This is a genomic window from Pseudomonas sp. BP8, from assembly GCF_017875955.1.
Taxonomy (GTDB): Bacteria; Pseudomonadota; Gammaproteobacteria; order Pseudomonadales; family Pseudomonadaceae; genus Aquipseudomonas.
Window position 1 is genome coordinate 5,659,936 of the sequence record NZ_JAGINK010000001.1, and the last position, 18,703, is coordinate 5,678,638.

General features: G+C 63.7%; 19 protein-coding genes. 8 read left to right on the top strand and 11 right to left on the bottom strand.

From position 1 onward, the window contains the following. Positions 1–95 precede the first annotated feature (95 nt). Entirely contained in the window at positions 96–971 is an 876-nt protein-coding gene (locus J3B00_RS24775) for an AraC family transcriptional regulator (protein ID WP_209873556.1), read from the top strand. Positions 972–1,153: 182 nt separating this feature from the next. Here the strand turns inward: J3B00_RS24775 and J3B00_RS24780 are convergent, their stop codons facing one another. The 6 genes from J3B00_RS24780 to J3B00_RS24805 form a co-directional block, all read right to left on the bottom strand. After that, entirely contained in the window at positions 1,154–3,541 is a 2,388-nt protein-coding gene (locus tag J3B00_RS24780; protein WP_209873559.1) for a TonB-dependent receptor, read from the bottom strand. Between the two features lie 127 nt (positions 3,542–3,668). After that, a complete protein-coding gene (locus J3B00_RS24785) occupies positions 3,669–4,652 on the bottom strand; it encodes a FecR domain-containing protein (RefSeq protein ID WP_209873562.1) in 984 nt (327 codons plus the stop codon). After that, complete coding sequence (locus tag J3B00_RS24790; RefSeq protein ID WP_209873566.1) at positions 4,652–5,206, bottom strand: RNA polymerase sigma factor; 555 nt, start codon at positions 5,204–5,206, stop codon at positions 4,652–4,654. Before J3B00_RS24790 ends, J3B00_RS24785 begins: the two co-directional genes overlap by 1 nt. 21 nt (positions 5,207–5,227) lie before the next feature. Continuing rightward, positions 5,228–5,554: a DUF3325 domain-containing protein gene (locus tag J3B00_RS24795; protein ID WP_209873569.1), complete on the bottom strand. Its 327-nt coding sequence runs from the start codon at positions 5,552–5,554 to the stop codon at positions 5,228–5,230. Continuing rightward, on the bottom strand, positions 5,554–7,128 hold the full coding sequence (locus J3B00_RS24800; RefSeq protein ID WP_209873572.1) for a PepSY-associated TM helix domain-containing protein: 1,575 nt from the start codon (positions 7,126–7,128) through the stop codon (positions 5,554–5,556). The genes J3B00_RS24795 and J3B00_RS24800 overlap by 1 nt, the downstream gene beginning before the upstream one ends. Next, on the bottom strand, positions 7,125–7,430 hold the full coding sequence (locus J3B00_RS24805) for a DUF3649 domain-containing protein (RefSeq protein WP_209873576.1): 306 nt from the start codon (positions 7,428–7,430) through the stop codon (positions 7,125–7,127). Before J3B00_RS24805 ends, J3B00_RS24800 begins: the two co-directional genes overlap by 4 nt. Positions 7,431–7,622: 192 nt before the next feature. On the opposite strand from J3B00_RS24805, the gene J3B00_RS24810 reads away from it, so the two are divergent. The 5 genes from J3B00_RS24810 (at position 7,623) to J3B00_RS24830 (ending at position 13,289) form a co-directional block, all read left to right on the top strand. Then, positions 7,623–8,117, top strand: coding sequence for a sigma-70 family RNA polymerase sigma factor (locus J3B00_RS24810; protein ID WP_209873581.1), 495 nt, complete (start codon positions 7,623–7,625; stop codon positions 8,115–8,117). Further along, positions 8,114–9,043 carry a FecR family protein gene (locus J3B00_RS24815; RefSeq protein ID WP_209873584.1) on the top strand — a complete coding sequence of 310 codons (930 nt, stop codon included), beginning with the start codon at positions 8,114–8,116 and terminating at the stop codon, positions 9,041–9,043. The genes J3B00_RS24810 and J3B00_RS24815 overlap by 4 nt, the downstream gene beginning before the upstream one ends. 918 nt (positions 9,044–9,961) lie before the next feature. Further along, positions 9,962–12,289, top strand: coding sequence for a TonB-dependent Fe(3+) dicitrate receptor FecA (fecA, locus tag J3B00_RS24820; RefSeq protein WP_209873587.1), 2,328 nt, complete (start codon positions 9,962–9,964; stop codon positions 12,287–12,289). 179 nt (positions 12,290–12,468) lie between these two features. Continuing rightward, positions 12,469–12,816, top strand: a complete 348-nt coding sequence (locus J3B00_RS24825) for an HPF/RaiA family ribosome-associated protein (RefSeq protein WP_209873590.1) — start codon at positions 12,469–12,471, stop codon at positions 12,814–12,816. A 182-nt stretch (positions 12,817–12,998) separates the two neighbouring features. Next, positions 12,999–13,289 (top strand): DUF3509 domain-containing protein, encoded by a 291-nt coding sequence (locus J3B00_RS24830; protein ID WP_209873593.1) that lies wholly within the window; start codon positions 12,999–13,001, stop codon positions 13,287–13,289. Here J3B00_RS24830 and J3B00_RS24835 read toward each other — a convergent pair. Further along, a complete protein-coding gene (locus J3B00_RS24835; RefSeq protein ID WP_209873596.1) occupies positions 13,278–13,646 on the bottom strand; it encodes a hypothetical protein in 369 nt (122 codons plus the stop codon). The genes J3B00_RS24830 and J3B00_RS24835 overlap by 12 nt on opposite strands. 50 nt (positions 13,647–13,696) lie before the next feature. Beyond that, positions 13,697–14,167 (bottom strand): phosphate-starvation-inducible PsiE family protein, encoded by a 471-nt coding sequence (locus J3B00_RS24840; RefSeq protein WP_209873598.1) that lies wholly within the window; start codon positions 14,165–14,167, stop codon positions 13,697–13,699. Between the two features lie 242 nt (positions 14,168–14,409). Between J3B00_RS24840 and J3B00_RS24845 the strand changes: the two genes are divergently transcribed. Further along, positions 14,410–14,673 (top strand): YebG family protein, encoded by a 264-nt coding sequence (locus J3B00_RS24845; protein ID WP_209873601.1) that lies wholly within the window; start codon positions 14,410–14,412, stop codon positions 14,671–14,673. A gap of 147 nt (positions 14,674–14,820) precedes the next feature. On the opposite strand, the gene J3B00_RS24850 is transcribed toward J3B00_RS24845, so the two are convergent. Further along, entirely contained in the window at positions 14,821–15,840 is a 1,020-nt protein-coding gene (locus tag J3B00_RS24850; RefSeq protein WP_209873603.1) for a Glu/Leu/Phe/Val dehydrogenase, read from the bottom strand. 123 nt (positions 15,841–15,963) lie between these two features. Here J3B00_RS24850 and J3B00_RS24855 point away from each other — a divergent pair, with 123 nt between their 5' ends. Further along, the gene (locus tag J3B00_RS24855; protein ID WP_209873605.1) at positions 15,964–16,770 is read left to right on the top strand and encodes a tetratricopeptide repeat protein; all 807 of its coding nucleotides are present in this window, start codon (positions 15,964–15,966) and stop codon (positions 16,768–16,770) included. On the opposite strand, the gene maiA is transcribed toward J3B00_RS24855, so the two are convergent. Beyond that, positions 16,767–17,396, bottom strand: a complete 630-nt coding sequence (gene maiA, locus J3B00_RS24860) for a maleylacetoacetate isomerase (protein ID WP_209873608.1) — start codon at positions 17,394–17,396, stop codon at positions 16,767–16,769. The genes J3B00_RS24855 and maiA overlap by 4 nt on opposite strands. Before the next feature lie 12 nt (positions 17,397–17,408). Continuing rightward, on the bottom strand, positions 17,409–18,701 hold the full coding sequence (gene fahA / locus J3B00_RS24865; protein ID WP_209873611.1) for a fumarylacetoacetase: 1,293 nt from the start codon (positions 18,699–18,701) through the stop codon (positions 17,409–17,411). Positions 18,702–18,703: the final 2 nt, after the last annotated feature.

Here is an 18,703-nt window from a genome sequence, read left to right on the forward strand (position 1 = left end):
ACGTTCGCCAGGCTTGCACAAACTTGCGCTTTTCCGTCAGCAACGGCTGCCAAGCCCACGCCGGCGCAGTAGGATGGCCTCCAGAGGAATCGTCCATGCCGCCACTCAGCCAGTTGCAAGTCTTCAATGCCATGCATGCCTCGCCCCACGCCCGCCTGGAACACTGCGCGCAGTTGGGCGACGGCCTGGCTGCGGCGTTGTGGAGCAACCGTGACGACGCTCGCGACTACCAGGCGCCCAGCCATCACACGTTGTCGTGCTATATCGCCGACGGTACCGGCACCTTCCGCCGCCAGCGCCCGTCAGACAAGGGCGCGCCCGACAAACTGTGCATCATGCCGGCCGGCCACGAGTCGAACTGGGTGGTCAATGGCCCGATCCGCCTGGCTCACCTGTACATCGGCGAAGAGCAGTTCGCCCTTGGCTGCATTCGCCTGCTCGACCGTGAACCGCGCGAGATGCAGCTGCACGAGGCGACGTTTCTCGACGACCCACAACAGGCCCAGCGCTTCCGGCAACTGATCGGCCTGGCCTGGGACGAGCCCGGCGAGCGCTTGCTGGCTAGCAGCCTGGCGCATGACATCGTCGACCATGCCGTGCTCTGCCAGGCTGGCCAGCGCCAGGGCTTGCGTCTCAAAGGTGGCCTGGCGCCGAGCCTGCGCCGGCAACTGGTCGACTACATCGAAGCGCATCTCGACCAGCCGATTACCCTTGGCCAGCTGGCGTTGCGCTGCAACCTGTCCGAATACCACTTCGCGCGGATGTTCCGCACCAGCTTCGGCCTGCCGCCGCACCAATTCGTGCTGGCCCGGCGTCTGCAACGGGCTTGTCAGTTGTTGCGCCTGGGCGACCTGCCCCTGGTGCAGATCGCCCTGCTCTGCGGGTTTGCCAGCGCCAGCCATTTCAGTAATCGGTTTCGCCAGGCACTGGGGGCGACGCCTGGGGAGTACCGGGCGGCTTTTGCTCACTAAGCTTTTATAAAATGCCACTATCGCCGGGGGCTGCTGCGCAGCCCTTTCGCGACACAAGGCCGCTCCCACAGGGACCGCGCGAGCTTCTGTGGGAGCGGCCTTGTGTCGCGAAAGGGCCGCAAAGCGGCCCCAGCAATCTCAAGCCTTGAACACCTTCAAACCACTCAACCAACCCCGTTCATTCAGAACTCGAAGGTGCTCGACAAGCTCACCTGGCGCGCATCGCCGAGGGCGACGAAATACTGGTTCACCGCCGAACTGTAGTAAACCTTGTCGAACAGGTTCTTGACGTTCAGTTGCAGACGCACCTTGTGCTCATCCAGCTTGGTCTCGTAGCTGGCGAAGGCATCAGCCACGGTGTAGGCCGGCAGGTCGAAGGTATTGGTCGCGTTGCCGGCCCGCTCGCCGACATAACGCGCACCGGCGCCAATGCGCAGGCGGTCGCCGCCGAACAGGCTGCCGTAGTCGAACACCGCCGACAGCGAACCACTGTTGCGCGCCACGTTTTGCAAACCGTTGCCCTTGAGCTCGGGGTCCTTGGTGACTTGGGCATCGGTATAGGCGTAGCTGCCGATCACGCTCCAACGCTCGCTGAGCTGGCCGGTGAGGTCCAGTTCGACACCGCGCGAACGGACCTCGCCCGCGCTGCTGTACAGGGTATCGCCGCTGGCCGCATCGAAGTTGGCCACCAGCACGTTCTGCTTGGTGATATCGAACAACGCCAAGGTACCGGTGATCGCGCCGGGCATGTCCAGCTTGGCGCCCAGCTCCCACGATTTACCCTGCTCCGGTGCGATCGATGAGTCGAGCACGAGGCCGCCGGTGAGCGGCGCAATGCTCGAGTTAGGCTTGAACGACTCGCTGTAGCTGCCATAAAACGAAAGCTGCTCATCGACCTTGTAGACCACGCCCGCATGCGGCACCCAGGCCTGGTCACTGGTGTCGGTATTGGCCTTGAATGGCCGGCCGCGCCCGGCGTACTGATCGAATTGCTGGAAGCGCGCGCCAGCGACCAGGATCCAGTGATCATCCAGGTGCAGTGCATCCTGGAAAAACAGCGAGTCGGTGCGCAGCTTGTCGGTCTGGTCGCTGTCACTGGCGCGCACGCTGCTGCCTTCGACTTCCTGGCCGTAGACCGGATTGACGTAGCTGAAAGTGGAGGTAGCGGTCTGGCGGATCAGGTCGGCACGGAAGATCTTGCGGTCCTCATGGTCGACGCCAACCAGTAGGTCGTTGCGCAGGCCCGCTATTTCAACGTTGCCGTTGAGGCTGAAGGTCGCGTACTGGTCGCGGCTCAGCGAGCCGTGGGTGCCATCAATGCTGCGGGTCAGGGTGCCGGCGGCCTCGTTGACGCCGGTGACGCGCACCTGGCTGGCATCGTAGGTTTCGCGGTTGAAGCTGTAGCCGAAGTGCGCTTTCCAGTCGTCGCTGAGCTGGTGATCGACCTCCAGGCGATACAGGTCGGAGCGCCCTTGCATGTCGTTGAACGGCTCGTCGAGACGGCGCGTGGCCGGGATGTTGAGGGCGTGGCCGTCGCTGCCGAAGGCGGTGCCGCGATCAAACGGATAAACAAATTCGCGGTGCTCGTAAGACAGCACCACTTGGGTGTCCTCACCAAGCCAGGCCAGCGACGGCGCCACCAGCGATTCGCGGTGCACGCCAAAGTTGCGCCAGTAGTCTTCGTCTTCGTGATCGACAATCAAGCGGTAGGCCAGCTTGCTGTCACCGAGCGCGCCGGTGCTGTCGAAGCCGCCGCCGCTGCCGTTCTTGCCGCTGCCATAGGTCGAGCCACGTACCGTCAGCGCGTTGTATTGCTCCAGTTGCGGGCGCTTGCTGACCACGTTGATCACCCCGCCTGGGTCCTGGATGCCATACAGCAGCGAGGCCGGGCCCTTGAGCACTTCGACCCGCTCACTGCTGGCGTTGAGGCTGCGGCCCTGCACCAGCGGCATGCCATCGCGCATGATCGAGCCGTCGCGGTTGTCGCCAAAACCGCGCTTCATCACGGTGTCGGAGGTACCGCCGAAGTTGTTGCCCTGGGTGATGCCGCTGACGTTGGTCAGGGCATCGTCAAGGTTGCGCGGTGCCTGGTCGCGGATGACCTGGGCCGGGACGACGTTGATCGCCTGTGGGATGTCCTGGCTCGGGCCCTGGCCACGCATGATCGACGCGCTCGCCGGTGGCTGGTAGCTGAAGCTGTCCATCTGCGAATTGACGTTGGTGGCCTGCAGGTTCAGCGCGCCAGAGGTGTCGACCGGTTCCAGGGTCAGCGTGCGCGAATCGACCCGACGCCAGCTCAGCGCGGCGTTGCCGATGAGTTGCTGCAGGGCCTGCTCGGCGCTGAACGAACCCTCCAGGGCCGGCGCCTGCAGCGTTGTCAGCTCAACGGTGTAGACCACGCTCTGCCCGGTGGTGCGGCTGAAGGCATTGAGCGCCGCGGCCAGCGGCTGGCTCGGCTGGGCGAAGCTGTAGACCTGGGCCTGCTGCGCGGCGCTGGCCATGGGGGCGACGACGACGGACAGGGCGCCAAGGCCGAGCCAGAGGGGAACGCAAGGCGGGGTGAAGTGCATGGACGCTGACCTGTGAGGGGGTGATTGCCTGCGAATGAATCGCAATTTCACTCACTACACGGATGCCACGTCCTGATACCTCACACGTCCGGTGAAAAATAGTGGAAAAATGTTTGCCGTACTGGCTTCACTTCAGCAGCGTCAGACGCCCCAGCAGGGTATTGCGCGAAAAACCCATCACCTTGCCCAGCGAATCCAGCGCAACCAGCGGCTCCGCGACCGGAAAGCTGCCACTGACCTTGCGCTGCCCCAGTTCAGCATCAAGCAGCACAATCCGCCCGGGGTAATAGCGGCGCAAGTCGTCAACCACCTGCGCCAACGGCACCTGGTAGTAATTCAGCCAGCCCTGACGCCAGGCCAAGCGGCTGTCGCTGTCTACCGCCAGGGTGTCGCCGGCCACACCCTCGACATACGCCACTTGCTGGTTGGCCGTCAGCTCGCGGGCCGCCTGCCCCGGGCCTGGGGACACCGCGACCCGCCCGCTGCGCACCGTGACCTGGGCTCCCGCGTCCTGATCACGCACCTCGAACTGGGTGCCGAGCACACGCACCTCGCCACCGGCGGCCTCCACCAAAAAAGGCTGACCGGTATGCGTCACCTGGAAAAACGCCGCCCCGCGCAACAGACGCACCCGACGCTCACCCTGGGCGAAATCGATGGCCACCGCGCTGCCTGCATCAAGGGTCATCTGCGACTGATCAGCCAAGGTCACCTGCCGCACCTGACCGCTGCTGATGTAGTCGGCCTGCAGGTCCTCAACCCACAGCTGCGGCTGCCAGCCGCCAAGGCTACCCAGCGCCAGCACCAGACAGGCTGCCGCGGCCAAGGCCCCACCGCGGCGCAACCATGGGCGCGGCGTCGGGGCCTGGCGCATGGCGTCCAGGTACGGCTGCAAGCTGGCCTGGTGTTCAAGCGCCAGCTTCGCCGCCGGCCCCTCGCTCAAGCGCCACAGCGCCTGGGCCTGGGCATACGCCTGGCGATGGGCAGGATCGGCCAGCAACCAGCGCTTGAATGCGGCACCCTGCGCCTCGGCGGGATGCTGATTGATCCGGCTCAGCCAGCTCAGGGCCGCCTGCTCAGGATCGGCGGTGATCGGGTCGGTACGGCTCATCAAACGGCGCTCCCTGGCCTGCGCATGGCGGATACGGGCTCGGCAACACTCGCCTTGCACGCTTCGAGGGCGCGCATCATATGCTTTTCCACGGCGCTCTGGGACAGCTGCATGGCCTTGGCGATCTCGCCATAGGTGCAGCCGTGGATGCGGTTGAGGAGAAAGATCTGCCGCGTGCGCTCCGGCAAGGCGCGCAACGCCGCTTCGATGCGTTGCAGGTCGTGGTCGACTTCCAGCGCCTGCTCGAGGGCCTGGCCGACGGCCTCGTCGGCGCCTGGCGCCAAGCCTTCGACGACGCGTTCCCGGCTGCCTTGACTGCGCAGATGGTCGATCGCAAGGTTACCGGCACAGCGCAGCAGGTAGGTGTCGAGCGCCTCGACCTTGACCTCGGGGCGGCGCCAGAAGCGCAGGAACAATTCCTGGACCAGGTCTGCCGCGGTGGCGTGACACCCTACCCGGCGGCTGACCAGAGCCTCCATGCGCCCACGCTGAGCGAGGAACACCTGCACGAAGCGCGCCCGGCCAGCGGCGGGATCGCCCTCAGGCTTGCTCATGTCCGCCGGCTCGCTCACGCCTTACACGCCGAACGCGGCCAACAGCGGGCCGAGGACCACGCTCAGCGCCGCCATACCCAGCAGCAGACGCGGCTGATAGGGCAGGCCGAAGACCCACAGGGTCACTCCGGCCATGAGTACCGCCATCCATTCCACCAGGCCCAGTGCCCACCCCTGCTGGTGCACGGCGAGCACCAGCGACAGGGTCAACAGCATCCAGCCGGCAATGCGCAGTATGCGCAACTGCAGCGGGCTGGGCTTGCGCGGGAGCAGCTCGCTGAAGTGCTTGTCCATCGCCAGGCACAGCGCCGCGAAGCCGGCGAAACCGATCAGGGCAGTGCTCAACATCAGTTCACCTCGGCCGCTTCGGCGCAGGTCTTGGCCGCACGCGCTGCGCGCTTGGCCACGGGTTTCGGTGGGCGCAGCATCTTCCCGGCAGCCCAGGCGAGGAACAGGCCTGTACCCAGTGCAGTCAGGTCGAAGCCGGCCATGACCCAGTCACCGGCGGTAATCGACTGATCCAGGCCCTGCCCGGTGACGACGGCATTGAGCAGCGGCAACAGGGCAAAGGCCAGCGCGCCCAGCGCCAGCTGCTCGCCCCAGGCCTTGCGCCCGGGCCGCAGCACGGCGTGCGGGACTGACAAGGCCCAGGCCAGGAAGAACGCATTGACCTCCCAGTCGGCCCGCCCCTCAAGGCCCACCGGCAACAACCGGTTAGCCCAGAAGAACGCGGCCACCCCAAGCAGCAGGCCGCTCATGCTGGCGATGTTGAGCACTTCGACCAGGCGCAGCTCGCCCGGCATGCTCGCGCTCTTGGCGTGCTTGAGCTGGCGCTTGCCCAGCCACATCACCAGGCCGGTGCCGATTACCGCGGTACCGGCAATGCCGAAGATGAAGTACAGCCAGCGCAGCCAGGGCCCGGCGAAGTTGCCCATGTGCAGGCCGGCGAAACTGAATGCGGTGAGCATTGCAGCACTCTCTGGGGTGCCCTCGCGGACCAACTCGCCCGTAACCCCATCGAACGTCCAGTTGGCGCTACGCCGGTAAGCGACGTGATCGGCGGCGGACTGGGCAAAGGTGACCCGCGCCGTGCTGTCGCCGGGGTTCTGTACCTGGATGAAGCCCATCCGCGCGCCGGGCGCGAGCGTCTGCACCTTGGCGTACAGCTCCGGCAGCGGCTTCATGGGCGCGGCGACCCCACTGATCTTGGCCGGCTCGTCACGGCCGAACAGATCATTGAAATAACCACCGACATTGCCATAGCTGGCGAGGATTCCGGCGGGCATGACCATGTACATGAACAGCACCAGGCTGCTGTAACTGATCATCAGGTGGAACGGCAGCACCAGCACGCCAATCGCATTATGGCCGTCCAGCCACGAACGTTGGGCCTTGCCCGGCCTGAAGGTGAAGAACTCCTTGAAGATCTTCTTGTGGGTGATGATGCCGGTCACCAACCCCAGCAGCATGATGAACGCGCAGAACGTCGACAGCCAACGGCCCCATGGATGGGGCATCTCCAGCTGGAAATGGAAGCGGTAGAAGAAGTCGCCGCCGCGGCTGTCGCGCGCCTCGACCACCTCACCGTCGCCGGCGTCCAGTGACTTGTTGGTGAAGCCTCGCCGGCCAACGGCGTCCTTGGCCCGCCAGCCGACGTTGAGCGCGGCTTCACGCTCATTGGGCAGGCGGATGAACCAGCTGCTGGCATCGCCGGCGTTGGCTTGCAGGTAGCGCTGGGCCAGGCCCAGGCTGGCGACCGGATCAAGCTGGTGGCTGCGGATCTCGGGCTGGGTCCAGTGACTGATCTCTTCCTTGAAATACGACATCGTGCCGGTCAGGAAGATGGCGAACAGCAGCCAACCGAAGATCAGCCCAGTCCATGTGTGCAACCAGGCCATGGCCTGGCGGAAGCCTTCTTTCATGGGTTTTTCATCCAATAGGCCAAGCCATTGATCATCCCCAGCAGCAGGCTCGGCAGCAGTACACCGAGCCAGGCGCGCCAGGCGCTGCGACAGGCGAAGCACCAGATGAACGCCAGCAGGTAGAACACGAACGACAGCAAGGTGCCGAGCAGGGTTGCGTCGACCTGCGACATGGGCAGCAACAAGGCAAGGCAGATGCTGCTCATCGAGGCCAGCAGGTAACCACCCAGCAAGGCGGCCAAGCTGCGCGAGGTCACGGCCAGTCGGTAGCTCAGGGGCAACCGGGCGGCTTTGCTTTTCATGGCAGGGTCCGAGAAAACGGGGGTGCAATAATAATGATTTCAATTCTCATAAGCAAAGTTTGCGCGATGGGTTGTTGGTTGGTTGACGGTGTCTCGCGAAGAACCGGCAGATGATTGCCGAACATCCCCTGGCTGAATACAATGCGAACAATTCTTACTCCCAATCGCGCTATTGGCGCCGGAGTCGCTACGGTGTCCAGCGCCCTCTCTTCCACGGTCGAAGGCCTCTATCACGCCCACCACAACTGGCTGACCGGCTGGCTTCGGCGCCGCCTGGGCTGTCCGCAGAGCGCCGCTGACCTGGCCCAGGACACTTATGTGCGGCTGCTTCAGGCCCGTGAAGCGCCGCAGCTGCTGGAGCCTCGCGCGTTTCTGGCGACAGTTGCCAAGCGCGTGCTGTGCAACCACTTCCGCCGCCAGGAGCTTGAGCGCGCCTACCTTGAGGCCCTGGCCCAACTCCCCGAAGCCGTCGCGCCTTGCGAGGAACACAAGGCGATCATCTTCGAGACCTTGCTTGAGCTCGACCGGCTGCTTGACGGCCTCGAACCGCTGGTCAAACGCGCCTTCCTCATGGCTCAGGTCGATGGCCTGGGCCAAGCCGAGATCGCCCGCGCGCTGGGAATATCCCTGGCCACCGTCAAGCGCTACCTGAACAAGGCAGCCTTGCGCTGCTACTTCGCCCTGTGAACAGTACCTTTGCGCCGCACGTGGCTGAGCAGGCCGTGCACTGGCTGCTCGAGTCGCAGGACAGCGCCTTCGACAGCGTCCAGCAGCTGGCCTTGGAGCGCTGGCTGCAGGCTGACAGCGAGCATCAACGGGCGTGGGCGCATATCCAGCAGGTCAATCAGCGCTTGCGGGGGGTCGCCTCGCCCGTGGTCCATGCGACGTTGCAGGCGCCGCCCTCGCCGGCTCGCCGCCGCGCGCTCAAGGCGCTATTGCTGGTGGGGGTGGCGAGTGCTACCGGGCTCGGCTTGCAGCCGCACAATCCGCTGCCGGGGCTGATGGCCGACTACCGCAGCCCGCTTGGCCAACGTCGGCGGTTGACCCTTGAGGATGGCAGTCAACTGCAACTCAATACCCGCAGCGCCGCCGATGTGCGTTTCGATGGTCAGCAGCGGCGGGTGCGTCTGCTCGAGGGGGAACTGCAGGTGCAGGTGGCCAGTGATCCGCGGCCGTTGCTGTTGCGCAGTGCAGAGGGCGTCTTGGGTCTGGAAAGCGGGCGCTTCAACGTGCGCCAGTTTGGCGGTTTCAGCCTGGTCTCGGTGTACAGCGGTATGGCCAGTGTGGGCGGGCAATCGCTGCTGGCCGGGCACCAGGCCAGGTTCAGCGGCGCGGGCTGGCAGGGCATCGTCGCGCTGGAGCGCAACAGTGGTGCTTGGGTTGACGGGATGCTGGTGGCTACGCAGATGCGTCTGGCGGATTTTCTCGAGGAGCTGGGGCGCTATCGGCCTGGGCAGTTGGGCTGCAGCGAGCAGGTGGCTGACCTGCGGATATCCGGGTCGTATCCGCTGGATGACAGCGAGCGGATTTTGCAGATGCTGGAGGTGGCGTTGCCGGTGCGGGTCAGGCGGTTTACCCGGTATTGGGTGACGGTCGAGGGTCGAATCGGTTGAGTTAACGGGGGACTATGGGTGGCCTCCTGGATTGTTAACTGATTGGCATTGGGGGTGGGGGTGGGGGTGGGGGTGGGGGTGGGGGTGGGGCTTGTAGTTTGGGGGCTTATCCATTTGATGTGGTGGTGCCACTGGCCCCTTCCGCCCTTACGGCGGGTCACTTTTTTTCTTGGAAAAAAGTAACCAAAAACCGCTTGCTCCTGCATCCGGCCCTGCGCTGCGCTACGGGTTCCCTCGCTCCGGTCTTGCTCCGGGAGGACCGCGCTGTACGGCCCATCCTGGGCCTCAGCGCTTTCCGGCCATCCATGGCCTCCACCTCCCTGCGCAAGACCTCCACTCGGCCTCCTGAAGTCGCTGAAGATCAAGATCAAGATCAACAGCCAGGGCAACGGCTGGCGAATCGCTGCGCTCTCGCTTTTGTTTATTTACCAGCGGAATTGTGGTGTGGCTGGGCAGGGCTGCGCCCTGCGATTTGCATTGGCAGTACCGGCCTCTTCGCGGGGCAAGCCCGCTCCTACAGGTATTGCGCAAATTTTGAATTCGGCGCTGTACCTGTAGGAGCGGGCTTGCCCCGCGAAGAGGCCCGAATATCCACCACCAATGCCACTATCGAAGACAACGCCAGCCCAGACGCCACCCGTAGCGCAGCGTAGGGGCCGGATACAGGAGCAGGCGGTTTTTGGTTACTTTTTTCCAAGAATAAAAGTGACCCACCGTAAGGGCGCAAGGGGCCCTTACAGCCACTACATCAAATGGATAAGCCCACAACCCCTAAGCCAGCAAAGCCAAAAGATCATCCCCCCAACAACCCCTGAGGCACCAAAAAAAAACCCTCAAAAAAAATAGTCAAATCAGCTGAGCCATTTTTCGCAGCTCGCGTGACAGAGAAAGCAGACCCCCGTATCAAGGACCCCTGACATGCCGCTGCGCCCCAGCCCCCTCGTCCATGCCCTGCTACTCGCCACCACCCTCGGCCTGAGCCTGCCTGCCGCACACGCCGCCGACGCCCGCGCCTACCACATCGCCGCCGGCTCCCTGGAACAGGCCCTGAACCAGTTCGGCCGCGAAAGCGGTGCGCTGATCAGCTTCGGCTCGCAGCTCACCCAAGGCCTGCAGAGCCCAGGCCTGGACGGTAACTACGACGTTGCCCAAGGCCTCGATGCGCTGCTGCGCGGCAGCGGCCTGCAAGCCCGCCAGGAAGCCGACAACGCCTTCAGCCTGCAACCAGCGCCGACCGCTGCGGCCGGAGCGCCGGTCGAGCTCGGCGCCTCGACCGTGGTCGGCGACTGGCTGGCCGAAGCCGAACAGGACAACGTCTTCAGCCACCCCGGTGCACGTGACGTGATCCGCCGCGAAGAATTCGAGCGCAGTGGCGCCAGCAGCCCACGTGAAGTACTCAACCGCATCCCCGGCGTCAACGCCCCCGACACCAGCGGTACCGGCGGCCACGACCTGGCGCTCAACTTCGGCATCCGCGGCCTCAACCCACGCCTGGCCGCACGCTCGACCGTGCTGATGGACGGCATCCCGGTGCCGTTCGCCCCTTACGGCCAGCCGCAGCTGTCGCTGGCACCGCTGAGCCTGGGCAACATGGACGCGGTGGACGTGGTGCGCGGCGGCGGCGCGGTGCGCTACGGCCCGCAGAACGTCGGCGGTATCGTCAACTTCGTCACCCGCGCGATCCCCGAAGAGGCGACCTTCAAGGCCGCCATGCAAAACCAGATCAGCCCGTCCTCCAGCCACGACGGCATCAAGAACAGCGCCAACCTGCTGCTCGGGGGCACCAACGCCAATGGCCTGGGCGGTGCCCTGCTGTACTCCGGCACCCGCGGCGGCGACTGGCGTGAACACAGCGACACGCAGATCGACGACCTGCTGCTCAAGGGTAAATTGCAACTCGACGAGGCCAACAGCCTGCATGCCATGGCCCAGTACTATGAGGGCGAGGCGCAGATGCCCGGTGGCCTGAGCACGGCCGACTTCGATGCCGACCCGTACCAGTCGACGCGCCTCAAGGACAAGTTCTGGGGACGGCGCACCCTGGTCAACGTCGGCTACGACTACAAGCAGGACGACCGCCAATTCAGCGTCAACAGCTTCTTCACCAAGACCCTGCGCAGCGGCTACCTCGACCAGGGCAGCTTCGTCTCCCTGTCACCCCGCGAATACTGGGTGCGCGGCATCGAAACGCGCTTCTCGCAAGGCCTGGCGCTGGGTGACAGCTGGCATGAGCTGGGGGTTGGCTACCGCTACATCAACGAGGCCGGCCATGAACTGCGCTTTCGCGAACCGGTCACCGGCGCGCTGCCGACCACGGCCAGCCGCAATGACCGCGACACCCGCGGCAGCACCGAAGCGCACGCGATCTACCTGGATGACCGCATCGATATCGGCCGCTGGACCATCACTCCAGGTGTTCGCTACGAGATGATTGATTCCGCGCAAAGCAACAAGCTCAGCGGCGAGCAATACCAGGGCAGCTACAACACCGCCCTGCCCGCCTTGAACGTGCTCTACCACCTGAGCGACAGCTGGAATCTGTACGCCAATACCGAAGGGTCGTTCGGCAGTGTGCAGTACAGCCAGATGCCCAACCGGGTCAGCAGCGGTGAGGTAAAACCGGAAAAAGCACGTACTTGGGAAGTCGGAACGCGCTATGACAGTGGCGACCTGCAAGCGGAGATCGGCGCGTTTCTGATCAATTTCGACAACCAGTTCGAAAGCAACCAGACCAATGATTCGGTGATCGCCCGGGGTGAAACCCGTCATCAGGGTATCGAGACCAGCCTGCGCTATGCGCTCGACGGCCTGAGCCCGGCGCTGGCCGGTTTCGATGTGCATGCCAGCTATGCCTTCGTCGATGCCAGCATCCGCGAAGACGGTCCGAACAAGGGTAACCAGGTGCCGTTTTCGTCGCGCCACAAGGGCACCTTGGGCCTGGGCTACACCGACGGTCCATGGCAGCTGAACCTGGACAGCAGTTTCCAGAGCAGCCAATACGCCGACAACGCCAATACCAGCGAAGAGAGCGCCAACGGCGCCAACGGGCGCATTCCCGGCTACATGCTGGTGAGCACCCGCGCCGGCTATGACTTCGGCCCGCAACTGTCGAACCTGAAGGTCGCGGTAGGGGTGAAGAACCTGTTCAACCGCGAGTACTACACGCGCTCGTTCGACGACAACAACCGCGGCAAGTACGTCGGCGAACCGCGTACGCTTTACCTGCAGACCTCGGTAGCGTTCTGAACTTGAGGCCGCTCCCGCGATCGCCGAGGGAGCGGATTTGCTACAAAAAATTTATCTGAAAAAGGGGTTGAAATCGTCGCGCGGATGCCTGACCTTAGAGTCAAGAGGCGAAAAAATTCCACGGGCCTCAGTGGCCTAGGCGCGTCTCTTTGCGAGCAAGCTGAATAAGGATTGAAGTCATGCAAATCCAGGTCAACAGCAGCAACCATATCGAAGGCAGCACCCGCCTCAACGAGTGGGTCCGCAGTACGCTTGAGAGCACCCTTGAACGTTACGAGGACGACCTCACCCGCATCGAGGTCCACTTGCGCGACGACAACGGCGCCAAGCCAGGACCGCATGACAAACGCTGCCAGATGGAGGCTCGCCCCAAAGGCCACCAACCGATTTCCGTGACCCACACTGCCACTACCCTGGACCATGCGGTAGATGGCGCTGCCAGCAAGCTGAACAATGCGCTTGAACACTTCTACGGCAAATTGCGCAGCAAGCGGGTAGTCCTCGAGCCGAGTGATCCGGAGGAATAGATCGAGGTTGCTTGAATACAAACGCCCGGTGCATTGCACCGGGCGTTTTCGTTTCAGGCTTGGAAACTGCATAGGCTTCTTGCGGGCAACGCGATTCAAACGTGCGAACCCGATCAGCGGCCCTGAACCAACGTCACAACTGCCTGGTCAACTTCTCCATTGCCCTTTGCAGGTGCGCAACCATGCACAATCCGTTTGACCTCATCAGTGACGCCTTCGCCCCCCGCTACCGGGTAAACCTGAGCATCGAGCGCCTCGACGGCAGCATCATGCTGACCCTGTCCGACGACACCGGCGCTGTCGCCAAGCGGCTTATCAGCGAGGCCCAACGTAATGACCCGGTGCGCTTGCAGCGGGTCATCGACAGTATCCGCTTTGGCCTGGCCGTTGATCGCGGTGAAGATGCAATGCTGGTATTGGCGAGCCTTACCGGTAACGCAAGAGCCTCGTCATCCCAACCTTCAGCGCAGTGACGCGATCATTTCGCCAAAGATCCGCTCGACATGCCGCAGCTCCAGACCGTGAACCCGATCGGCCGGGTCGAACGTGTCCGGCGCGTAGAACAGGCCGACCAGGCCTTGGTCGTAGGTAGGCTCTTCGGCCCTTTCGAACCAGTGCAAGCCTTCCTCGACCAGTGTCCGGGAAACGGCCATCTGCTCGTGGATCACGTCGATGAGCCCGTTCACGTAGGTTGTGTCAGGGTTCAGCTGCCAGGTCGCGAAAGACTCGGCCAGGTACGCGCGAATATGCTGCTCGGTGTTCATGATGTGCTCCTGCATGCCGAGCAAACCTTGCGCCCCGATGGCGACATTCCAGGTGTCGGCATGCACGCGGATTGAACAGCACGGCGGCACCGCCCCAGGCCTATATAACTAACGACTTACTTGTTTTCATCGACCTGGTTGCCATTGGCATCGAGCACTCGGCTGGAGGGGTAGCGGTAGGACGCATAGCGCACCACCAGAATCGAGAACGCCAGCAGCAAGATGCCTCCGCACAGGTACAGCAAGCCTTCATCCGGCGCTTTATGGTGCGAAACGTCGCCGATCAGCAGACGCGTCAGGGCGGTGATCGCCACGTACAGCAGGAAGCGGATGGGCATGTGGTTGGTCTTGAAGTAGATCCCGACCATCGCCCCCAACTCCAGGTAGATGAACAGCAGGAGAATGTCATCGACGTTTACCTGCCCTTTGCCGAGCATGTCGAGAAAGGTCATCACCGCCGCCCAGGCCGTGATACCGCCGATACCGAACAACGCCAGGTAGTGGAATGACTCGACGCACAGGTTACCCAGCGAGTCGGCGGTGCCGTGCAGGCCCTTGCGCAGTTTTTCTGCCCATTTGATGTTCACGATTGTCCAGTCCCCGATACGACATGAAGGATGATGCGCCACGTCTGTGACGCTTGTGCCATGCAGTTAAAAGGCCAGGCACCTGCCTTGGAAGGCGACCGATTGCCGCAAGGCACCTGTGCGCTACGCTTTTCAGCGGGATAAATGGCCACTATTTAGTTGCACTGAGGCACCCGCAGCGATTACTGTATATAGATACAGTAATCTAGCAATCAACCAGCTAAAAGGCACAGAGGTGATGAATGGCCGTCGAAGTGGTGTACCGCAGCAGCCGCGACCCGGAGCGCTTGTTCATGGATAAAGCCGAAGCTGATCGTCATGACAAGATGCTCGAACTGGCCGAGCGCCTGGCCGAAGTGCTGCAAAAGGCGGTGCCTTCGCTGACCGAGCAGCAGGTCGAGGAAGCCGGTATCTATATGGCGAAGAATCGCGATGTGTTCGCGCGGGCGTTCAAGAGCCAGCCGGATGCGTTGGGGGAGTTGCTTGAGGGTGGTGGCGAGGAATAAGCGGCGGGTTGCCTGACAGGGCCTCTTCGCGGGGCAAGCCCGCTCCTACAGGATTTGTTTCGGGCGCAAATCCCGCGGCTGGCAAAAATCCTGTAGGAGCGGGCTTGCCCCGCGAAGAGGCCCTGTCAGCCAACCCCAAGAGCTCGCTCAGCCGTACAACAACCGCTCCGCCAACATCTGCGCCACCCGCGCCGGCGAACGTTTTTCCGCCTGGGCATGAGCAAACACTTCCGTCAGCCGGGAGGGTATCCGCGCCAGGTGTGCGGTAATCGTGCCCAACCCTTCTCCGCGGTGAGTCAGCGCCACGTAGATCAGCCCACCGGCATTGATCACGTAGTCCGGCGCGTACAATATCCCGCGTTTTTCCAACTGATCCGCCACCTGCAAGGTAGTCAGCTGGTGATTCGCCGCCCCCGCCACCGCCGCACAACGCAGTTGCATCACGCTCTGTCCGTTGAGCACCGGGCCAACCCCACAGGGCGCGAAAATATCGCAAGGCGTGCTGATCAGCGCATCGTTGATAACCGGATGAGCATTGAACTGCTCCACCGCCAAACGCACCTTGCCCGGGTCGAGGTCACTGACCAACAACTCTGCACCCGCCGCATGCAGCTGCTCGGCCAAGGCATAGCCGACATTGCCCAAACCCTGCACGGCAATGCGCAAACCTTCAAGGTTATCGCTGCCCAGTCGCGCCATCGACGTCGCGCGGATACCCGCGAACACCCCCATGGCCGCATGCGGCGAGGGGTCTCCCGAGGCTGTGGTACTGGTCACGTGCGGGGTGCTCTGGGCAATACAGTCCATGTCCAGGGTCGACGTGCCGCTGTCGACTGCCGTGATGAAACGCCCCTGCAGGCTGTCGACAAAGCGACCAAACGCCTCGAACAGCGCCGCACGGTTTTCCACATGCGGGTTGCGCATGATCACCGCTTTACCGCCGCCCAGCGCCAGCCCAGCCAGGGCCGCCTTGTAGCTCATGCCCTGGGCCAGGTGGATGGCATCGGTCATGGCGCTTTCGTCATCGGCATAGGGCAGGTAGCGGCAGCCACCCAAGGCGGGGCCGAGCTGCTGGCTGTGAATCGCCACCACGGCCTTGAGGCCGGTCGGTGGATCGATGAACAGGTGCAGGGACTGCGTGCGGGTGCTTTGCATGAGCGCGAACATCGACCGGCTCCCCGTTGAGGTGCTCTTGACAGTATAGGCAGCCCGCCGGTGGGCGCCTGACCGCCAGACCACTGGACGAAACCGCGCGCCAGAGCTAATAGTTAAGCGTGTCGGGAGATTTTCATGAAGCCACGCCAAGCCACCCTGGCCTGCCTGGAACGCAAGCCGGTCGCCCTGCTGGAAGCCTCGTTATGGATTGCTGCCGAGCACGACCGCAGTGTCGTGCCTGCGGACAGCCTTGCCCGGGTGCATGACTTGCAGCGCGAGATCAACGCCAGCCTGCCGATGCTGCCCCTCTGCGAGCTGGCCCAACCGCTGCTGCGCCAGCTCAACGCGCTGGGTTTTCAGCAGGACGAATACCACCCCCTGCGGCCGCAAGCGGCGCTGATGGACAAAGTTTTGCAGCGTCGTCGCGGCCAGCCGCTGGCCATGGCGATCCTGACCCTCGAATTGGCCAGGCGCCTGTCGATTCCGTTAGAAGGGGTGAACTTTCCGGGGCACTTCCTGCTGCGTGTACCCGGCGCCGATCACCTGCTCGACCCCTGCGGTGGGCGTCGGCTGTACCCTGCCGAATGCCGCCAGTTGCTCGCTCGCCAGTTTGGTCCGCAGGTAACGCTGACGGCCGAGCACATGCTCGCCGCCAGCCCGCTGCAGATGCTGCAACGCCTGTCGCGTAACCTGCGCCAGCTGCACATCAGCAACGACAACGACCTGGCCGCGCTGATTGATGCCGAACGGGTCATGCAACTGGGGCCGGTGCAGGTCAGTGACTACCTGGCGCGGGCCACCCTTTATCAACGGCTGGACTGCCCACAGGCGGAGCGCTTCGATCTGGAGCATGCACTGCTGCTGACCGATGACCCCGTCCAGCGGGTGAAGTTGAGCGAACGCCTGGGCCACCTCCCCGCCAGCAGCCCGTCGATCCACTAAGCCGGCGCGTCTGGCTGGCACGCCGGATGCGCCTTGGCGAACGCCGGGTGGGTTTCAGCCAACGCGGCCACCCGCCGAATCCGCGGGTAACCGCTGAGGTCGACAGAAAAACGTTCGGCCGCATACAGCTGAGGGACAAGGTAGATATCGGCGACACCGGGCGTGCTGCCGAAGCAGAAGCCATGGTCGCCGATCAACTGTTCCACCGCCGTCAGGCCCTGGCTGATCCAGTGGCCGATCCACTGGTTGACCTGAGTTTCGTCGTGCCCTAGCTGACGCAGCTGGTTGAGCACGCTGACATTGTGCAGCGGGTGGATATCGCAGCCGATCAGCGCGGCCACGCTGCGTACCCTGGCCCGCGCTTCGGCGTCGGCGGGCAGCAGTGCCGGCTGTGGATAAGTTTCCTCGAGGTACTCGATGATCGCCGGCGACTGCACCAGCAGTGTACCGCCGTCGGTGCGCAGGGCTGGCACCCGCCCCTGCGGGTTAAGCGCAAGGTAGTCCGCCGCGCGCTGCTCGCCCTTCAGCAGGTTGACTGGCAGGGCCTGATAATCCAGGCCCTTTAATGCCAAGGCGATGCATACCCGGTAGGAGGAAGTGGAACGGTAATAGCCGAACAGTTCCATCGCCCTGCCCTCTTAGTTGGCGGCGATGATCGTGCCACGGCATTCGCCGAAGCCGATGCTGGCGACACCCTCGCGGTGGCAGCGGGCGCGCAGGATGATTTCGTCGCCATCCTCGAGAAACTTGCGCACTTCGCCGCTGGCCAACTCGATCGGCTGCTTGCCACCCTCGGTGATCTCCAACAGGCTGCCGTAGGAGCCCGGCTGCACTCCGGACAACGTGCCCGAGCCAAACAGGTCGCCAGGCTGCAGCTGGCAGCCGTTGACACTGTGGTGGGCAACCATCTGTGCCACGGTCCAGTACATGCTGAGGCTATTGCTCAAGGTCAGGCGATGGGCAGGCAGGCCTTGTTCGCGCATGCGCTCGGTGATCAGCAACACTTCCAGTTCGATATCAAAGGCGCCATTGGCCTGATCGCGCTTGTCCTGCAGGTACGACAGCGGCTGCGGATCGCCCTCGGGGCGGGCCGGCTGAGCGCAGCGGAACGGCGCCAGCGCCTCGGCAGTGACGACCCACGGCGACAGGCTGGTGATAAAGCTCTTCGACAGGAACGGGCCCAGCGGCTGGTATTCCCAAGCCTGGATATCGCGCGCCGACCAATCATTGAGCAGGCAATAGCCGGCGACATGTTCGGCGGCATCGCCGATGGCGATCGAGTCGCCCATGGCATTGCCCTGGCCGATCCAGATGCCCAGCTCCAGCTCGTAGTCCAGGCGCGCGCACGGGCCAAAGGTTGGCTCGCTCTGGCCAGCGGGCAGGGTCTGGCCCTTGGGCCGGCGCACGTCGGTGCCGGAGGGGCGCAAGGTCGAGGCGCGACCATGATAGGCGATAGGTACGTACTTGTAGTTGGGCAGCAGCGGGTTGTCGGGGCGGAACAACTTGCCGACGTTGTTGGCATGGTTGATACCCACGTAGAAATCGGTGTAGTCGCCGACCTTGGCCGGCAGGTGCAACTGGCACTCACTGGCCTGATAAAGCGCCGCCTGCAATACGTCCTGGTGTTCGCTGTGCTCGCCGAGCAGCGCCAGCAGCCGCTCGCGCAATGCAACCCGGGCCTTGCTGCCGAGGGCAAAGTACGCGTTCAGCGCGCCGCCGCGGGTTGCCTCGACCGCCGCCTTGGCCTCACCGTCGAACAGGCCGGCCGCCAGCACGGACTCCAGATCGAGAATTGCATCGCCGATGGCCACGCCGCAACGGCGTGCTTCATCCGGTCGACTGAAAATGCCCAGCGGCAGGTTCTGCAGCGGGAAATCGCTATGCCCGTTGGCGTGCTCAACCCAGCTACGGGCAATGGCGGTCTGGTTCATGG